Source organism: Sphingobium sp. FG125, assembly GCF_057809795.1.
Map to the genome: position 1 here is coordinate 92,032 of NZ_JBMDKQ010000006.1, position 16,175 is coordinate 108,206.

A 16,175-nucleotide genomic window follows, 5' to 3' on the forward strand; every position below is an offset into this window, starting at 1 on the left:
TCCAACGTCAGCGCGCAAATTAGGCGCGCTGACGCCGTCATTTTTATCACGCAGCGTCGACGAGCACAATTTCGCTGTCTTCGATCGCTGTCACGCGGATCACGTCGAGGTCGCTGATCGCGGCACCGTCGCGTGCGTTGACACGCACGTCGTCGATGCTGATTGCGCCCGTGGCGGGCACCAGATAGGCCTTGCGGTCCCGCCCCAGCGGATATTCGGCGCTTTCACCTGCCTTCAATGTCGCCGCGACGATGCGGGCATCGGTGCGGATCGGCAAGGCGTCGTTATCATTCTCATAGCCTGACGCCAGCGTCACGAACTGGCCCGACCGCTCGCCCCTGGGGAAGGGCTTGGCACCCCAGCTGGGCGCTTCGCCGTCACGGGTAGGGACAATCCAGATTTGGAAGATCCTGGTGGTCACGTCCTCCAGATTATATTCGCTGTGGCGCACGCCCGTGCCCGCGCTCATCACCTGTACGTCACCAGCTTCGGTCCGGCCCTTGTTGCCGAGGCTGTCCTCATGGGTGATCGCCCCTTCACGGACATAGGTGATGATTTCCATGTCGCGATGGGGGTGCGGCGGGAAGCCAGTGTGGGGCGCAATAGTGTCGTCATTCCACACGCGCAGATTGCCCCAGTGCATACGGGCAGGGTCGTGATAGCCAGCGAACGAGAAATGATGCTTGGCGTCCAGCCAGCCATGGTTGGCGCCGCCGAGACTGTCATAGGGGCGAAGTTCGATCATGTCGGTATCTCCAGTGTAGGCGGCGATGTGCCGCCCTGTTGGAGATGCTTTTATCGCTTGCGAGCCTGTCCGCTCAGAGGGATAAAAGCGGACGAAACGTTCGAGGAAATCGAAAAGTGAACAGGCCAGGCACGCCGACCTTCGACCAGCTGCGCATATTTCTGACGATCGTGGACACGGGCAGTTTTGCCGCCGCCGGACGCCGGCTCAACCGCGCCGTATCGGTCATCAGCTATGGCATCGCCAATCTGGAGGCGCAGCTTGGCCTGATTCTGTTCGAGCGGGAGGGCACGCGCAAGCCCGTACTGACGGTCGCGGGCCGGGCGTTGCTGGCGGAAGCACGCAGCATATCGCACGGCATGGACGGGCTGCGCGCCAAGGTGAAGGGGCTGCTCGACGGGCTGGAGGCGGAGGTCGATTTCGCCGTCGATGTGATGCTGCCAGCCGAGCGGCTGGGCAAGGTGTTGCGCGCCTTCGCCGCTGAATTCCCGACCGTGCAGTTGCGCCTGCATGTCGAGGCGCTGGGCGCGATCACCGCGATGGTGCTGGACCGGCGGGCAGTCGTCGGGCTTTCGGGTCCGCTCGCGGCCGGGGTCGATGGGGTGGAGTGCGTCGCGGCGGGATCGGTGCCGATGGTACCGGTCGCCGCGCCCGATCATCCGCTGGGCCGGATGGAACGTATCCCGCCGGGCGCGGGGCGCGATTATACCCAGCTGGTGCTGACCGACCGCTCCCGCTTTACCGAGGGACAGGATTATTCGGTGATGAGTCCCAAGACCTGGCGTCTGGCCGATCTGGGGGCCAAGCACGCGCTGCTGCGCGAGGGAGTAGGCTGGGGCAACATGCCGCTGCCGATGATCGAGCCGGACCTGATCGACGGGTCGCTGATACGGTTGGCCATGCCGGATCACACTGGCGGCATGTATCGGTTCGCGGGCGTGTGGCGGCGCGATACGCCGCCCGGCCCGGCTGCCTCTTGGTTGCTCGACCAGTTCGTTGCGCTGGGCCGCGATGACAAGGCGCTGGAGGGGATGGGCGATGTCTGATCAGAGCAGGGGCGGCGGCATGCCTTCCGGTCGGCTGGAGGCCTTCACCGATGGCGTCGTCGCTATCATCATCACAATCATGGTGCTGGAACTGAAAGTGCCGCGCGACGGCAGCCTGGCCGCGCTGTCCGACAGCCTGCCGATCCTGCTCGCCTATATCCTCTCTTTCGTCAATGTCGGGCTTTACTGGAACAATCACCATCATCTTCTGCACGCGACCGACCGGATCGACGGTAAGGTGTTGTGGGCCAACCTGTTTCTGCTGTTTTGGCTCAGCCTCGTCCCTTTCGTCATCCGCTGGCTGGACGCGAGCGGCTTTTCGCCGATGGCGACGGCCTCCTATGGTGTAGTGCTGGCGATGGCGGCGATCGGTTACGAGCTGACCGAGCGGGCCATCATCGCCTGCAACGGCGCACAGTCCGCGTTGGCCCGCGCGGTGGGATCGGATCGCAAGGGCAAGATCACCCTCGCCCTCTACGCCATCGCGGTGCCAGCCGCCTTCTTCGCGCGGCCGGTGGCGATAGCACTCTACATCTTTGTCCTGCTGCCCTGGCTTGTCCCCGACCGGCGGATCGAGCGCGCGCTGAGCGACTAGGCGGCGGCGCTTTCACCCGCTGCCGGATGCGCCATGCAGGCCAGCGTGCCGGCGAGGACGAGGAAACCGGCAAGCAACAGCGGCAGGACGAGGCCACCATGCGTCACGAGCCACGCACCGATGGCTGCGCCCAGAAAGATCGCCGCGATGCTGCCGATACGCCGCGCCCGGTTGGGGTTTGTACCGCCCGCAAGACTGGAATCGGCGGCCAGTCCGGTGACTGTTAGCGTCAAGACCGTGGTCGTCAGATCCGGCACTTTCAACTGGCGGATGGTCGCGTTGCGGAAACCCATGGCAAGGCCAGTCAGAGCGATGATCGCAAAGACCTTATACCCCGGCGACTGGCTGGCGACATCGAAGCCGACAGCTACACCGGCTGCAATCCATAGCAGCGCCGCCTCCACCAGCGCGGCGACGAACAGCCAGCCGCGCAGCGGCAGTCCCGCATGATGCTTGCCCACTCGCCCCGCCACCAGCGCGCCAATCATGAAAAAGGCGATAGCCGCCAGATAGGGCGCCACGCGAAAACCGGGCGTGCCTGCCGCAGCGAAGCCCAGGAATACAATGTTGCCGGTCATGTTGGCGGTGAACACCTTGCCAAGGCCAAGCACCGAGATGGCATCGACGAGGCCGGTGGTGACGGACAGCAACAGCAGCAGCCAGGGCAAGGGCGAAGCGGTGGATTTGGACGGGGTCATGGCGGTCTCCTGCAACAGATGTTCGGTCGAGACGGGCTTAACGGACCGGATGCTGCCTTCTCAGTCGAATAAGATAATCCGTTATGTTCGATGAATCGGAAAAGATCAGAAGCGAAAATTGCTTTCCAGCCCCAGCATCAGGATGGTCCGAGCTGGACCGGTCTGCCGGATGAAGACGCCCGGCGCGAAGGCGGAGAAGGACGTGGACAATTCCCATTCCGGGCTGGCCTGCCACGCCACCGACATTTCAGCCTCCTCGCCGATGAAGCGCGCATCGCTGTTTCCCGCCGCGCGGATCAGGTTGCCGGGTATGTCATAGACGCCGTCGCCCTGGCTGTAGCGCCAATAGGCCATGGCTGCGACGCTGGCCGACACGCCGCCGCCCAGATTGAAGCCAACACGCGGATTGACGCTGACAATGTTGGTCGGACCGACAGGGGAGAGTTCACCGAAATATTTGCCCTTCGGAAACAGGGCGTTGAAGGTGCCAAGATGACCGTCCGCCGGATCGCGATCCCCGCTGACGATGTTGAAGCGCAGGGTGGCAGCTGGCGACAGCGGCAGCGCGGGGAAATCGCGGCCGACTTCCGTGCCCAGCGTCCAGGCGGCGATGCGCTGGCCATCATAGGTGCCGAACTGGTAAAGGCCCTCGACATTCCAGCGCCAGTCACCGCGCTTGCCATGCGACCGCAGGCCGATGCTGTGCCGACGCTCGCGCCCGGTAATCCCGCCGAAGCGGGCCAACCGGTTGCGATAACCCAAATAATAGATGTCGAGTCCGGGCAGCACCGCATAAGCGCCCCACAGCGCCTTTGTGTCGGAGGTAGCGTCGTCGAAACTGGCGAGGCCCGGCTGGACTGGCTTGACCGCTAGCAAGCTGACGGTCGCCTGGCCGATCCGCACATCGGCGCGCGCACCATCGAAGGCGAGCGGGACGTTGGGACCGTAACGTGTGCCGACGATCCGTTCCGTGCCGAGCGAAAGCATTTGCCGTCCAGCCCGCAATATGACCGGGCCGATCTCCGCTTGCGCAAATCCCTGTAGCAGATCGATGCGGCTCTGGTCGATCGGACCGGCGGAGGGGGCCACGCCGACCGCATAGGCAGCGATCGGCTGCACGAAGGCCCGGAATTTGCCGACATGCAGGTCGGCATAGGGCATCGCGCGCAGCCACAAATAGCTGTCGTTGGGCGCATCTGCGCCGCCCCACAAATTGTTGCGATAGCTTTCGCTGCGGGCGCGCAGTTCGATGCCGGTGGAGAGCCATGCATCGCCGCCCAGTGGGACATATTTGAAATCCTCGGTCCATCGTCCGGCGCGATTGTCGGGATTGGCCAGCTTGCCCCAATCCTCGTCATAGCGGGTGTTGGTGAGCGTGGGCGGCTGCCACGGCTCGCCGCTTTGTCCGAGCGCGGGCGTCGCGACGCAAGCCAGCAGGAACAGCAGGCTACGCACGCGTGCGCAGCCGCCGGGGCGAGAGGATGGCAACAAGGACGAATCCACCGACCAGACCCAGATGCTCGAAAAAGGCGTTGGTCGCCATGAAGCGATCCTGCCCGTCCATCGTCCAGAAGGCGTTGGCGACGATGGCTGCGAGCAGGGTGAATACGCCCAGCTTCCCTGCACCCAGCCACGCCAGTCGATCGGCGAGGATGAGGACTGGGCCGACCAGTTCCACGGCGATCGTTGCGGCGGCGAAGAGCGTAGCGGGCTGCATCCCGAAATGCGCCTGCTCCGCTACCGCGCCCGGCCAGTCGGTGAGCTTCATGATGCCGCCGAGCAGATAAGGACTAGTCAGCGCAAGGCGGGCGAGGAAGGCCGTGCCGGGCCAGTCGAGCAGGACGGCAAGGATGCGGGGATTGTCGACGGACATGGCAATTCTCCTCCGTTCGCGCGGTGTCGATCACAGCGCGTTGACGGCAATGGGTTGGCTTCCTTGGCTCCTCCCTTTCCGGGGAGAGGTGCGTTCAGACGGCCCAGCAGCCGCAGCCGAGCGATCCCCAGAAGCTCTGGACATCGGCGGCAGTGACGTTCGCACCCAATGCGGCGGCATGGTCGTGGCCATGGACATTGCACGATGAGGCGCAACCGCAAGCCGACGCCAGCTTCTTCGCCGTTTCGTTGCGGCGATAATGGCCACCGAAGGTCGCCACCGGCGACCAGTCTGGCATCGCCTTGGGCGCAAGCGGTGCCAACGGTCCGAAATCGCCCTCACCATAGACGATCTTGCCGCCCAGCACGGTCAGGACCGAACGCAGATGCGCGATTTCATCCTCTGCCACGCTGAAATAATCGTCGGATAACAGCGCCAGGTCGGCCAGTTGTCCCGCCTTGATCTGCCCCTTTTTACCCACCTCGTTGGAGAACCATGTGTTGCGCTCGGTCCACAGGCGCAGCGCGGTTTCGCGGTCGAGCCGGTTGCGGACAGGATAGAGCGTCAGGCCACCGACGGTCTTGGACGTGACCAGCCAGGACAGCGAAACCCATGGATTATAGCTCGCAACACGGGTGGCGTCAGTACCGGCACCAACCGGGATGCCCGCCGCCATCATCTTCTTGATCGGTGGCGTCGCTTCGGCCGCTTTCGCGCCGTAGCGTTCGACGAAATATTCGCCCTGAAACGCCATGCGATGCTGCACCGCGATGCCGCCGCCCAAGGCTGCGATCCGGTCGATATTACGATCGCTGATCGTTTCGGCATGGTCGAAGAACCAGTTGAGGCCTGTGAGCGGGATGTCCTTGTTTACCTTCTCGAACACGTCGAGCGCACGGCTGATCGTCTGGTCATAGGTGGCGTGCAGCCGCCATGGCCAGCGGCGTTCGGCCAGCAGGCGGATGACCGGCTCCAGATCGCCCTCCATCTGCGGCGCCATATCCGGCCGCGCGACCCGGAAATCCTCGAAATCGGCGGCGGAATAGACCAGCATTTCGCCCGCGCCATTGTGACGATAGCTGTCGTCCCCATCGCCCGGCTTGATCTGGGTCGACCAGCTGGCAAAATCCTTCAGCTCTTCCTTCGGCTTCTGGGTGAACAGGTTGTAGGCGATGCGCAGGGTGAGTTCGCCATCCTTGTGCAGCTTGTCGATCACTTCATAATCGTCGGGATAATTTTGCGATCCGCCGCCCGCGTCGATGACGCTGGTCACACCAAGCGAGTTCAACTCGCGCATGAAATGCTTGGTGCTGTTGAGCTGATAGTCCTGGGGCAGCTTCGGCCCTTTCGCGAGGGTGGAATAGAGGATCGTCGCATTGGGCTGGGCCAGCAGCAGCCCGGTGGGATTGCCCTGCGCATCGCGCACAATCTCGCCGCCCGGCGGGTTGGGCGTATCCTTCGTATAACCCACCGCCCGCAATGCAGCAGCGTTCAGCAGCGCACGATCATAGAGGTGCAGGATGAACACCGGCGTATCGGGCGCGGCGTCATTTATCTCGGCGATGGTGGGCAGGCGCTTTTCGGCGAACTGATGTTCGGTGAAGCCGCCGACGACGCGGACCCACTGGGGCGGCGGGGTGTTCTCGGCCTGACGCTTGAGCATCGCCATCGCTTCGGACAGGCTCGGCACGCCTTCCCAGCGCAGTTCCATATTATAGTTGAGGCCGCCCCGGATGACATGGATGTGGCTGTCGATCAAACCGGGGATCAGGCGGCGGCCCTTTGCATCAATGACGGTGGCGTCCGGTGCGGCGGCAGCGCGAACCTCCTGCTCGCTCCCCACGGCCAGGAACTTGCCGCCCCTGATGGCGACGGCCTCGGCGATCGGATTCTCGCGGTCGAGGGTCGTGACCTTGGCGTTGACGAGGATGAGGTCGGTCGGGGTCATGGCGAAACTCTCCGTAGCGGTCATAAGGGGGAGGCTGGCGGCGCTGGCTAGCGCCTGTCTGCGGGTCATCATGCGCCGCGGCTCCGGTTGTCGGGCAGGTCGCCCAGCACATGACGGGCACAATCTGTCGCCACGAAACGAGTCAGTTCGGGCAGGCTGGCGAAGCGCTTTCCGACCGGGATCAGCTGTTCCCCCAGCAATATCCCCGCCAACCCGACCAGCGCGATGACCGGCGGGGCGGGAGAACGAACGCCCATCAGGCTATAGACGATGCCAACGACCAGCCCGGCACCCAGTGCAAGAAAATAGGCTTTCATGTCCGTTCTCCCTAATCTTGGCTCAGGAATGGATGAAGGCGAGGATGTCAGCGTTGAGCACGTCTGCATTCATGGTCAACATGCCGTGCGAATAGCCCTGGTAGATTTTGAGCGTGGCGTTTGGCAGGATTTCGGCCTGAAGTACCCCGGCGTTCTGGTAGGGCACGACCTGATCGTCATCGCCATGGAGCACCAGAGTCGGCACGGTGATGGCCTTCAGATCATCGGTCTGGTCGGTCTCGGAAAACGCCTTGATCCCTTCATAATGCGCAAGCGCGCTGCCCATCATGCCCTGACGCCACCAATTGTCGATGACGGCAGGTTTCACGTCTGCGCCGTCGCGGTTGAAGCCGTAGAAAGGACCGGCAGCGACATCGCGGAAGAATTGGGCGCGATTGGCGGCGAGGCCGGCGCGCAGGCCGTCGAACACATCCATCGGCAGGCCGCCGGGATAGCGATCGGTCTTCAACATGATCGGGGGAACGGCGCTGACCAGCACAGCCTTGGCCACGCGCCCCTGCGGCTGGCCGTGGCGGGCGACATAGGCCGCGACTTCGCCGCCGCCGGTCGAATGGCCGATATGGATGGCGTTGCGCAGGTCCAGATGCTCGGCCACCGCAGCGGCGTCGGCGGCATAATGGGCCATGTCATGGCCGAAATCGACTTGGGCAGAACGGCCATGGCCGCGGCGGTCATGCGCAATGACGCGGAAGCCCTTTGACAGGAAGAACAGCATCTGCGCATCCCAATCGTCCGACGAGAGCGGCCAGCCATGGTGGAACATGATCGGCTGGGCGTCCTTGCCGCCCCAATCCTTGTAGAAAATATCGACGCCGTCGGCGGTGGTGACGAAATTGCTCATGGGGAATTCCTTGCAGATAGTGGGATAGGGGCGGCCGGGATCAGCCCCGGTCGCCCGGCCGGATCAGTGCGATTCCGATGCGTTGAACATCGTCTTGGCGTATGTGATGCCAAGGCCATAGGCGCCGCCCCATTTTTTCGCGAAGCCGGTGGTCATGTCGTAGGTTTCTGTCCGTGCCCAGTCGCGCTGCAGTTCGAGCAGATATTGCAGCGAGGTCATCGGCTTGGCGCCCAGCTGGATCATCCGCTCGACGGCACGTTCATGCGCTTCCTCGGAAATGTCGCCACAGGCGTCGGAGATGAAATAGACGTCGAAACCCTGGTCAATGGCCGAGGCGACGGGGCCGACGATGCAGACCGATGTCCACAGGCCAGCGAAGATCACGCGCTCTTTGCCGATGCGGTTGACTTCGTCGATGACGGCGGCGTCTTCCCACGTATTCATCGACGTGCGGTCGAGCAGCATCTGGCCGGGAAAGGCGTCGGTGATTTCGCTGAACATCGGGCCGGAAAAGCTGTCGACGGCGACGGTGGTCAGGATGGTGGAGACTTTGAAGCCAGCGGCGGCATTGGCGACCAGCGCGGCGTTGTTGCGCAACAGTTCGGTGGAGATGGACTTGGTGGCGAAGGCCATTTGCGACTGGAAATCGATCATGATCAGCGTGTGATCATTGGCGGAAATGAGGGACTTGCCGGGCGTCGGGGTGGCGGTGATGGTCATGAGATGTCTCCGTTTTGAAGGGCGGCACCGGGGTTGTTCCGGGTGTGGATACAGCTCTAACGCTCGGCATTGTATCGAAACAGTAGGATAAATCTGTCCCTACATTTCTATTTTCCAGAACGATTGAGCGATGAAGGTTAGCCGCACCGACCATGCGGCCCATATAAGCACACGCCAATATGCCCGCCTGGTCGATGAATGGGTCACGGGAATTGGCTTGCCTAGCGAGGACTACGGCACCCATTCGCTGAGGCGCACGAAGGCATCAATCATATAAGGCGACGGGGAACCTATGTGCTGTTCAGATACTGCTCCGGCATAGGAAGATCGAAAGCACGGTTCGATATCTTGGTGTGGATGTGGAGGATGCTCTGACCTTGGGGGAAGGTACGGAAGTTTAACACTGGCTGGCTCTTTGCAAACCGGGAGCCAGCATTAACAGGTGAAACGGGGTGGATCGGCATCGGCAGTGATTTAAGGGAAAGCTGCCGGTCCGCTCCTGGATGAGCAAAACCGTTCCTTAAACGTCCACACAGGGTCGACCCTGCAAACGCCCGGCCAGAATTATTTTACACGTCGAAAGGGTATTTTCAAGATAACCGCATGAGTTGGCGTGAACAAGCGTCACACCAGCCAATGGCGTATTCCCAGCGACACGAGCAGCAGCGCCGCGACGCTTGCGGTCCATAGCCCCACGAACCAGCCCAGCCGGATCATCCGCCCGCGCATCAGTGATATCCCTCACTGCCGACCTTACCCCTGAACACCCAATAGGCCCAGGCGGTATAGGCCAGGATCACCGGCACCAGCACCGCGCCGCCCACCAGCATGAACAACTGGCTGCGATAGGGCGCTGCCGCTTCCCAGATGGTGACACGCGCCGGAATGACATAGGGCCAGATAGAGATGCCCAGCCCCAGCAGGCACAGGCCGAACAGGGCGAGCGCCCACAGAAAGGGCTGGGCATCCTTGCGCCGCGACAGGCTGCGATAGAACAGGGCCGTTACGATGACCGTCGCCAGCGGCACCTGCGCCGTGGCAAGCACGCCGGGCCAGGAGAGCCAGCGGTTCTGGTAGCTGGCTTCCAGCGTCAGCGTGGCCAGGCTGACTATGCCGATCAGAATGAGCAGCGCGATGCCCAACCGTCCGGCATAGGTCACCACTTGCCGCTGCAATCCGCCTTCGGTTTTCCAGTTGAGCCAACACGCCCCCAGCAACGCATAGCCGACCATCAGCGCCAAGCCGGTCAGCAGCGAGAAGGGCGAGAGCCATTCCCACCAGCCGCCGGAATAGGCGCGCCCTTCCACGCTGATGCCCTGAAGCAATGCACCCAGTGCCACACCCTGCGCAAAGGTGGCGACCGCCGATCCGCCAGTGAAGGCACGGTCCCACCATACGCGGTGCGCCGGGTCGCGCCACCGGAACTCGAACGCGACGCCGCGCAGGACGAGGCCGAGCAGCATCGCAATCAACGGGGCATAAAGCGCAGGCAGGATGATGGCATAGGCCAGTGGAAAGGCGGCGAGCAGACCGCCGCCGCCCAGCACCAGCCATGTTTCGTTGCCATCCCATACCGGTGCGATGCTGTTCATCGCGGTGTCGCGGTCCTTGCCCACCTTGAACAGCGGGAAAAGGATGCCGATGCCAAGGTCAAAGCCATCCATCACGACATAAGCGACGATGGCAAAGCCGATGATCCCGGCCCAGATGACAGTCAGGTCGATCATCCTTCGCCTCCTTCGATGGCGGGTGCAGGGGTGATGCCGGCGGTGCGGATCGGCGCGCCATCCAGCGCGCTTTCATGTGCCTCCGGTGGCTTCTTCATCAGGTGCAGCAGATACCAGATGCCCATGCCGAACACGCTGAAATAGACCAGCACGAAAGCCAGCAGCGATGCCGCAACCGCAGGTGCGTCGAGCGGCGATGCGCTGTTGGCGGTGCGCAGCAAGCCGTAGATGGTGAAGGGTTGCCGCCCCACCTCGGTCACGACCCACCCCGCCAGCACGGCGACAAAGCCTGCTGGCCCCATCAGCAAGGCGGCGCGGTGCAGCCATGGCCAGTCGTGCAGTTTGCCGCGCGCGCGGGCAATCAGGCTCCACAGGCCAAGGCCCAGCATCGCAAAGCCAATCCCCACCATCACCCGGAACGCCCAAAACACGATGCCGACCGGCGGCTTGTCGGCGTCCGGCACGCTGTCCAGACCCTTCATTGGCGCATTCAGATCATGTTTGAGGATCAGCGACGATGCCTTGGGGATGGAAATGGCATAATCGACCCGCCTGTTGGCGCTATCGGGGATGCCGAACAGGATCAGCGGCGCACCGTCGGGATGGCTGTCATAATGGCCTTCCATTGCCATCACCTTGACGGGCTGATGCTCCAGCGTGTTGAGGCCGTGCATGTCGCCCGCGAAGATCTGGATCGGCGCGACGATCGCGGCCATCCACATCGCCATCGAAAACATGGTGCGTGCGCCGGGGTTGGTTCGGTCCTTGAGCAGATGCCATGCGCCGACGCCGCCGACCGCAAAGGCCGTGGTCAGATAGGCGGCCAGCACGGTATGGACCAGCCGATAGGGGAAGCTGGGGTTGAAGATGATCGCGGTCCAGCTTGGGCCAGGCAGGAACTGCCCGTTTGCGCCCATCTCATAGCCGGTCGGCGTCTGCATCCAGCTGTTGACCGAAAGTATCCAGAAAGCGGAAATGAAGGTGCCGATCGCCACCGCGCAGGTCGCGGTGAAATGCAGCTTTCGCCCGACCTTGTTGATGCCGAACAGCATGACGCCCAGAAATCCCGCCTCCAGGAAGAAGGCGGTCAGCACTTCATAGGCCATGAGCGGGCCGATGACCGGCCCGGCCTTGTCGGAAAAGACCGACCAGTTGGTGCCGAACTGGTAGGACATGACGATGCCCGACACCACACCCATGGCGAATACGACAGCGAAAATCTTGAGCCAGTAGCGGAACAGATTGGCATAGACGCCCTTTCCGGTCGCCAGCCACAGCCCCTCCAGCACCATGAGGTAACTGGCCAGGCCGATGGAAAAAGCCGGGAACAGGAAGTGAAAACTGACGGTGCAGGCGAATTGCGCACGGGCGAGAAGCAGGGCGTCAAGGGAATCGAACATGGGCATGTCCTTTCGCGCTCTCTTGTAGCAGGCGCGCGGGATGAGCGGGATGGGTCAGATTGTCATGCCGGGCAGAAAGGCAGCGGCGCTGCGCCAGAGCATGTAGAACGCGACGACGAAGATCAGTACGGCGAACAAGGTGGTCAACCGACCGGTCTTGCCGCCCAGTGTCTCTGCCAGCCGCGTGCCGCCGATGCTGCCCGCGATGCCACCGACGACGAACACCGCTGCGAGAGGCCAGTCGATGAGCCCAGAGAAAGCATAGCTCGCCGCCGTCGTCAGACCAAAGGCGGTCACTGCGACCAGCGACGTGCCGACCGCCATCAGCATCGGCATCCCCGTCGAAGCGACCAGACCCGGCACGATCAGGAAACCGCCGCCAATGCCGAAAAAGCCGGAGAATAATCCCGATCCCAGCCCATAGGCGACGACCTTGGGCGCTTTCTCCCGATTGCATTCTGCCCCCGGATTGCCCGGATTGCCGCGCCCCTTCAGCATGAGCGCCCCGACGAGCAGCATGACCAGCGCAAACAACGCCAGCAGCTTGTCGCCATCGACCATCTTGCCGAAGGTGGACCCGGCGAGCGCCCCGACTATTCCCGCCGCCGCATAGATGCCGCCACAGCGCCATTTGACATGATGAGCGCGGGCATGGCTGGTTAGGCCTGCCGCCGCATTGGCCGCGACTGCTAGCGCGCTGGTGCCGATGGCGACATGGGCATTGGGCACGCCGACCAGATAGACCATCAGCGGCACGGCAAGGATCGACCCGCCGCCGCCGACCAGCCCCAGCACGAAGCCGACCAGCCCGCCGGACAGTCCGCCGAGCAGATATTGCGTCATGTCCATCATGGCCGCGCGTCGATCATCTGGGGTTTGACCATCCACTCGCGCCCCTTGAGCATACCGTGCCAATAGACTGGCGGCAGGATCGTATCCTTGAGCAGCCAGGACAGGCGGGACGGCCGGGTGCCGTCGATCAGCCAATTGGGGAAGCTGGGCATCAGCTTGCCGCCATAACCGAATTCGGCCAGCACGATCTTGCCCGCCTCCACCGTCAACGGGCAGCTGCCATAGCCGTCATAGGTTGCGACTGGCGGATCGCCGTCCAGCGCCGCCAGCGCATTGACCGCCACCACCGGCGCCTGCTTGCGCGCGGCGGCCATCGTCTTGGCATTGGAGGTCGAGCAGGCGTCGCCCAGCGAGAAAATGTCGGGATAACGCGGGTGGCGCAGCGTGGCTTCGTCCACCTCGACAAAGCCGGATGCGCCGGCAAGCGGGCTGGTGCGGATGAAATCAGGCGCGACCTGCGGTGGCACGACATGGATCATGTCGAACGGCTCCGCGACGCGCTTGACGCTTGCGCCGTCCGCCTGTTCGAAGATCGCGGTTTTTGAGGGACCGTCAATCTCGACCAGTTTCGACCCGAAATTGAGGTTGATGCCATAGCGATCGACATAGTCCATCAACGCCGGGACATAGGCCGGGACGCCGAACAATACGCCTCCGGCGGTATGAAACTGCACGTCACTGTCCGCCAGCACCCCCGACTTCTCCCAGCGATGGCACGACAGATACATCGCCTTTTGCGGCGCGCCCGCGCATTTGATCGGCATGGGCGGCTGGGTGAACAGGGCGCGTCCGCCTTTGAACTGCCGCACCAGACGGTTGGTATAGGGGGCCAAGTCATAGCGATAGTTGGACGTCACGCCATCATGCCCCAGCGCATCGGACAGACCGGGGATAGCATGCCAGTCCAGCACGATGCCGGGACACACCACCAGCACGCCATAGCTGATCCGGCGGCCATCATGCAGCACGACCTGCTTGTCGTCAGGCCGGAAACTGCTTGCCGATGCCCTGATCCATTCCGCGCCATGCGGGATCAATCCGGCCTCGCTCCGCCTGGTAAAGCCGCTGTCGAACACGCCTGCCCCCACCATCGTCCAGCCGGGCTGATAATAATGCGCCTCGCTCGGTTCGATGATGGCCAGACGAATGCCACGCCGCCGCTTGAGGGTGCTGGCGGCGGTGGCGATGCCCGCGCTGCCGCCGCCAACGATCAGGACATCGTAATGCGCCACATCCCTGGCCTGCAAAGCGCCCGCCATCTCGGCCAGCTTTTCCGCCCGCGCGCCCGATCGGCAATAGGCCAGCACTGGACCCGGCAAACTGTCGAGGACCGCCCGCATTGCCGCCGCGTCGGAATCCGTCAGTGCGCCTGCCACCGCCGGGACATAAGCAAAGCCCAATCCCGCCGCGCGTGCCGCTGCGCCAATCTCTGCCGCTGTCGGCTGGTCCGGGCCTTCGCCATCCGGCCGATTGCAAAGGATCGCGCGGAAGCCCGCCGCGCCCGCCTGCGCCACTTGGGCGCACGTCAGTTGCGGGGCGACGCTCAGCATCGGGGTCAGTTGCTTGATGTCCATGGGAAACCTCCTCAGTCCGGCGCGGGGCCGGTTATGATTTTATGGTGAAGCGATGGATCGCAATGCCGCCGAGCATGGCCAGCAAGAACGGGGCGACCGCCGAAGGGGCGAGCGACAGGCTGGCGATGGCAGGACCGGGACAAAGCCCGCCAATGCCCCAGCCGATGCCGAACAGGATCGCGCCGAGCGCCAGCTTGCCGTCGATCCCGCGTGTTTTGGGCAGGGTAAAGGCGTCGTCGGCAAAAGGTCGATCGAGCCGCTTCTGCGCGATCCACGCCAACGCCATCGGAATCATCGCCCCACCCATGACGAAGGCGAGCGTGGGATCCCATGGCCCAAGCAGATCGAGAAAGGCCCGCACCCGCATCGGATCGGCCATGCCGGAAATCGCCAGTCCCGCGCCGAACAGCGTGCCCGACAAAAGCGCCAACATGATCCGCATCAGATTGCCCCTGCCAAACGCATCAGCGCCACGGTCACAAAGCCGCTGCCCATGAACAGAGTAGTCGCCACCATCGAGCGACGCGACAGGCGCGACAGCCCGCACACGCCATGGCCGCTGGTGCAGCCCGACCCCAGCCGCGTGCCGAAGCCGACGATCAGGCCCGCGACGATCAGCAGGCCGGGCGCGGGAAAGGTCGCAGGCACGCCGCCTGACAACAATGCCACGATCCATGCGCCCAGCGGCAAGCCAATGATGAACGCTATCGCCACGCCACGCGGCGCACCACTGGTCGACAGGCCCGTCGCACGCGCCGCAAGGCCGCTGACCCCGGCGATCCGCCCCAGCCCCAGCAGCATGATCGCGGCGGCCAGCCCGATCATCAGCCCGCCGATCAGCCCTGCAACCGGCTGCGCCTCTGGAAAGGCGGGGATCATAGCTGGTTCACCGGGATCTTGAGATAGGTGACGCCATTGTCGTCAGGCGGCGGCATATGGCCCGCGCGCATATTGACCTGCACCGACGGCAGGATCAGGCGCGGCATCGCCAGCGTCGCGTCGCGCGCCTCGCGCATGGCGACGAAATCATCCTCGCTCACGCCATCATGGGCATGGATGTTGGCGCGGCGTTGCTCTGCAACCGTGGTTTCCCAGACATAATGGTCGCGGCCTACGGGCAGATAATCGTGGCACAGGAACAGCCGGGTTTCAGGCGGCAGTTGCAGCAGGCGGCGCAGCGAGCGGAACAGAGTGCGAGCATCGCCGCCGGGGAAGTCGGCGCGGGCAGTGCCGTAATCGGGCATGAACATGGTGTCGCCCACGAACACCGCATCGCCGATCACATAGGCGACGCAGGCGGGGGTATGGCCCGGCACATGCAGCACCGTGACCGCCAGGCTGCCGATCATGAACTGGTCGCCATCAGCCCAGAGATGGTCGAAGTCCGACCCGTCGCGCCGAAAATCAGCACCGGCATTGAACAGCGAACCGAACGTCCGCTGCACTTCGCAGATATACGCGCCGATCGCGATCTTCCCGCCCAGCTTCTGCTGGAGATAGGGCGCAGCCGACAGATGATCGGCATGGGCATGGGTTTCCAGATGCCAGTCGACGCTCAGCCCCTGTTCCTCGACATAGGCTATGACCGGATCGACAGCCTCATGCCCGGTGCGCCCGGCGGCGGGATCATAGGTCAGCACGCTGTCGATCACGGCGGCGCGGCGGGTTTGGGTATCATGGACCACATAGGTCACGGTGAAGGTGAGTGCATCGAAAAACGCCTTGACCACCGGTACGCCATTTCGGGCGGTAGCGATTTGGGCGTGGGCTTTGGCAAGCGCAGGGTCGGCCATGCGACTCTCCTTTAATTTCATATTT

The 16,175-nt window shown here is 63.5% G+C and carries 18 protein-coding genes and 1 pseudogene; 3 read left to right on the forward strand and 16 right to left on the reverse strand.

The annotated features are described in order from the left end of the window. Positions 1–46 precede the first annotated feature (46 nt). Positions 47–745: a pirin family protein gene (locus ACODSR_RS07515; RefSeq protein WP_489075179.1), complete on the reverse strand. Its 699-nt coding sequence runs from the start codon at positions 743–745 to the stop codon at positions 47–49. Between the two features lie 116 nt (positions 746–861). Here ACODSR_RS07515 and ACODSR_RS07520 point away from each other — a divergent pair, with 116 nt between their 5' ends. Continuing rightward, positions 862–1,791, forward strand: coding sequence for a LysR family transcriptional regulator (locus ACODSR_RS07520; RefSeq protein ID WP_489075180.1), 930 nt, complete (start codon positions 862–864; stop codon positions 1,789–1,791). Further along, positions 1,784–2,386: a TMEM175 family protein gene (locus tag ACODSR_RS07525; protein ID WP_489075182.1), complete on the forward strand. Its 603-nt coding sequence runs from the start codon at positions 1,784–1,786 to the stop codon at positions 2,384–2,386. The genes ACODSR_RS07520 and ACODSR_RS07525 overlap by 8 nt, the downstream gene beginning before the upstream one ends. Here the strand turns inward: ACODSR_RS07525 and ACODSR_RS07530 are convergent. The 7 genes from ACODSR_RS07530 to ACODSR_RS07560 all read right to left on the reverse strand — a co-directional run bounded on the left by ACODSR_RS07530 (position 2,383) and on the right by ACODSR_RS07560 (position 8,804). After that, positions 2,383–3,084: a YoaK family protein gene (locus tag ACODSR_RS07530; RefSeq protein ID WP_489075184.1), complete on the reverse strand. Its 702-nt coding sequence runs from the start codon at positions 3,082–3,084 to the stop codon at positions 2,383–2,385. The genes ACODSR_RS07525 and ACODSR_RS07530 overlap by 4 nt on opposite strands. 105 nt (positions 3,085–3,189) lie before the next feature. Continuing rightward, on the reverse strand, positions 3,190–4,530 hold the full coding sequence (locus tag ACODSR_RS07535; protein WP_489075432.1) for an alginate export family protein: 1,341 nt from the start codon (positions 4,528–4,530) through the stop codon (positions 3,190–3,192). Position 4,531: 1 nt separating this feature from the next. Next, on the reverse strand, positions 4,532–4,957 hold the full coding sequence (locus ACODSR_RS07540; protein ID WP_489075186.1) for a DoxX family protein: 426 nt from the start codon (positions 4,955–4,957) through the stop codon (positions 4,532–4,534). A 94-nt stretch (positions 4,958–5,051) separates the two neighbouring features. Then, positions 5,052–6,977 carry an amidohydrolase gene (locus ACODSR_RS07545; protein WP_489075188.1) on the reverse strand — a complete coding sequence of 642 codons (1,926 nt, stop codon included), beginning with the start codon at positions 6,975–6,977 and terminating at the stop codon, positions 5,052–5,054. After that, the gene (locus tag ACODSR_RS07550; protein WP_489075190.1) at positions 6,974–7,222 is read right to left on the reverse strand and encodes a DUF1427 family protein; all 249 of its coding nucleotides are present in this window, start codon (positions 7,220–7,222) and stop codon (positions 6,974–6,976) included. Before ACODSR_RS07550 ends, ACODSR_RS07545 begins: the two co-directional genes overlap by 4 nt. Before the next feature lie 22 nt (positions 7,223–7,244). After that, positions 7,245–8,084 (reverse strand): alpha/beta fold hydrolase, encoded by an 840-nt coding sequence (locus ACODSR_RS07555; RefSeq protein ID WP_489075192.1) that lies wholly within the window; start codon positions 8,082–8,084, stop codon positions 7,245–7,247. A 63-nt stretch (positions 8,085–8,147) separates the two neighbouring features. Then, positions 8,148–8,804, reverse strand: a complete 657-nt coding sequence (locus ACODSR_RS07560; protein WP_489075194.1) for an isochorismatase family protein — start codon at positions 8,802–8,804, stop codon at positions 8,148–8,150. 157 nt (positions 8,805–8,961) lie between these two features. Between ACODSR_RS07560 and ACODSR_RS07565 the strand changes: the two are divergent. After that, positions 8,962–9,205, forward strand: a pseudogene (locus ACODSR_RS07565) (tyrosine-type recombinase/integrase); the annotation flags it as partial. A 223-nt stretch (positions 9,206–9,428) separates the two neighbouring features. Here the strand turns inward: ACODSR_RS07565 and ACODSR_RS07570 are convergent. From ACODSR_RS07570 to ACODSR_RS07605, 8 genes are read right to left on the reverse strand one after another with little or no spacing between them, the layout of a single operon-like run. After that, complete coding sequence (locus ACODSR_RS07570) at positions 9,429–9,533, reverse strand: DUF2474 family protein (RefSeq protein WP_489075196.1); 105 nt, start codon at positions 9,531–9,533, stop codon at positions 9,429–9,431. After that, on the reverse strand, positions 9,533–10,531 hold the full coding sequence (gene cydB / locus ACODSR_RS07575; protein WP_489075198.1) for a cytochrome d ubiquinol oxidase subunit II: 999 nt from the start codon (positions 10,529–10,531) through the stop codon (positions 9,533–9,535). The genes ACODSR_RS07570 and cydB overlap by 1 nt, the downstream gene beginning before the upstream one ends. Next, positions 10,528–11,931: a cytochrome ubiquinol oxidase subunit I gene (locus tag ACODSR_RS07580; RefSeq protein WP_489075200.1), complete on the reverse strand. Its 1,404-nt coding sequence runs from the start codon at positions 11,929–11,931 to the stop codon at positions 10,528–10,530. The genes cydB and ACODSR_RS07580 overlap by 4 nt, the downstream gene beginning before the upstream one ends. Before the next feature lie 54 nt (positions 11,932–11,985). Beyond that, on the reverse strand, positions 11,986–12,783 hold the full coding sequence (locus tag ACODSR_RS07585; protein WP_489075202.1) for a sulfite exporter TauE/SafE family protein: 798 nt from the start codon (positions 12,781–12,783) through the stop codon (positions 11,986–11,988). Continuing rightward, complete coding sequence (locus ACODSR_RS07590) at positions 12,780–14,357, reverse strand: bifunctional protein tyrosine phosphatase family protein/NAD(P)/FAD-dependent oxidoreductase (protein WP_489075203.1); 1,578 nt, start codon at positions 14,355–14,357, stop codon at positions 12,780–12,782. The genes ACODSR_RS07585 and ACODSR_RS07590 overlap by 4 nt, the downstream gene beginning before the upstream one ends. 31 nt (positions 14,358–14,388) lie before the next feature. Further along, positions 14,389–14,799, reverse strand: coding sequence for a DUF6691 family protein (locus tag ACODSR_RS07595; RefSeq protein ID WP_489075205.1), 411 nt, complete (start codon positions 14,797–14,799; stop codon positions 14,389–14,391). Then, positions 14,799–15,236 carry a YeeE/YedE family protein gene (locus tag ACODSR_RS07600; RefSeq protein ID WP_489075206.1) on the reverse strand — a complete coding sequence of 146 codons (438 nt, stop codon included), beginning with the start codon at positions 15,234–15,236 and terminating at the stop codon, positions 14,799–14,801. Before ACODSR_RS07600 ends, ACODSR_RS07595 begins: the two co-directional genes overlap by 1 nt. Further along, the gene (locus tag ACODSR_RS07605) at positions 15,233–16,150 is read right to left on the reverse strand and encodes an MBL fold metallo-hydrolase (RefSeq protein ID WP_489075208.1); all 918 of its coding nucleotides are present in this window, start codon (positions 16,148–16,150) and stop codon (positions 15,233–15,235) included. Before ACODSR_RS07605 ends, ACODSR_RS07600 begins: the two co-directional genes overlap by 4 nt. Positions 16,151–16,175 lie beyond the last annotated feature (25 nt).

Excerpts from the sequence above, each read along its gene's own strand:
- ACODSR_RS07570 (WP_489075196.1), bottom strand. The coding sequence starts at position 9,533 with ATGCGCGGGCGGATGATCCGGCTGGGCTGGTTCGTGGGGCTATGGACC.
- ACODSR_RS07545 (WP_489075188.1), bottom strand. The coding sequence starts at position 6,977 with ATGATGACCCGCAGACAGGCGCTAGCCAGCGCCGCCAGCCTCCCCCTT.
- ACODSR_RS07525 (WP_489075182.1), top strand. The coding sequence starts at position 1,784 with ATGTCTGATCAGAGCAGGGGCGGCGGCATGCCTTCCGGTCGGCTGGAG.
- ACODSR_RS07600 (WP_489075206.1), bottom strand. The coding sequence starts at position 15,236 with ATGATCCCCGCCTTTCCAGAGGCGCAGCCGGTTGCAGGGCTGATCGGC.
- ACODSR_RS07530 (WP_489075184.1), bottom strand. The coding sequence starts at position 3,084 with ATGACCCCGTCCAAATCCACCGCTTCGCCCTTGCCCTGGCTGCTGCTG.
- ACODSR_RS07585 (WP_489075202.1), bottom strand. The coding sequence starts at position 12,783 with ATGATGGACATGACGCAATATCTGCTCGGCGGACTGTCCGGCGGGCTG.
- ACODSR_RS07560 (WP_489075194.1), bottom strand. The coding sequence starts at position 8,804 with ATGACCATCACCGCCACCCCGACGCCCGGCAAGTCCCTCATTTCCGCC.
- ACODSR_RS07515 (WP_489075179.1), bottom strand. The coding sequence starts at position 745 with ATGATCGAACTTCGCCCCTATGACAGTCTCGGCGGCGCCAACCATGGC.
- ACODSR_RS07550 (WP_489075190.1), bottom strand. The coding sequence starts at position 7,222 with ATGAAAGCCTATTTTCTTGCACTGGGTGCCGGGCTGGTCGTTGGCATC.
- ACODSR_RS07580 (WP_489075200.1), bottom strand. The coding sequence starts at position 11,931 with ATGTTCGATTCCCTTGACGCCCTGCTTCTCGCCCGTGCGCAATTCGCC.
- ACODSR_RS07595 (WP_489075205.1), bottom strand. The coding sequence starts at position 14,799 with ATGCGGATCATGTTGGCGCTTTTGTCGGGCACGCTGTTCGGCGCGGGA.
- ACODSR_RS07605 (WP_489075208.1), bottom strand. The coding sequence starts at position 16,150 with ATGGCCGACCCTGCGCTTGCCAAAGCCCACGCCCAAATCGCTACCGCC.
- cydB (WP_489075198.1), bottom strand. The coding sequence starts at position 10,531 with ATGATCGACCTGACTGTCATCTGGGCCGGGATCATCGGCTTTGCCATC.
- ACODSR_RS07555 (WP_489075192.1), bottom strand. The coding sequence starts at position 8,084 with ATGAGCAATTTCGTCACCACCGCCGACGGCGTCGATATTTTCTACAAG.
- ACODSR_RS07590 (WP_489075203.1), bottom strand. The coding sequence starts at position 14,357 with ATGGACATCAAGCAACTGACCCCGATGCTGAGCGTCGCCCCGCAACTG.
- ACODSR_RS07540 (WP_489075186.1), bottom strand. The coding sequence starts at position 4,957 with ATGTCCGTCGACAATCCCCGCATCCTTGCCGTCCTGCTCGACTGGCCC.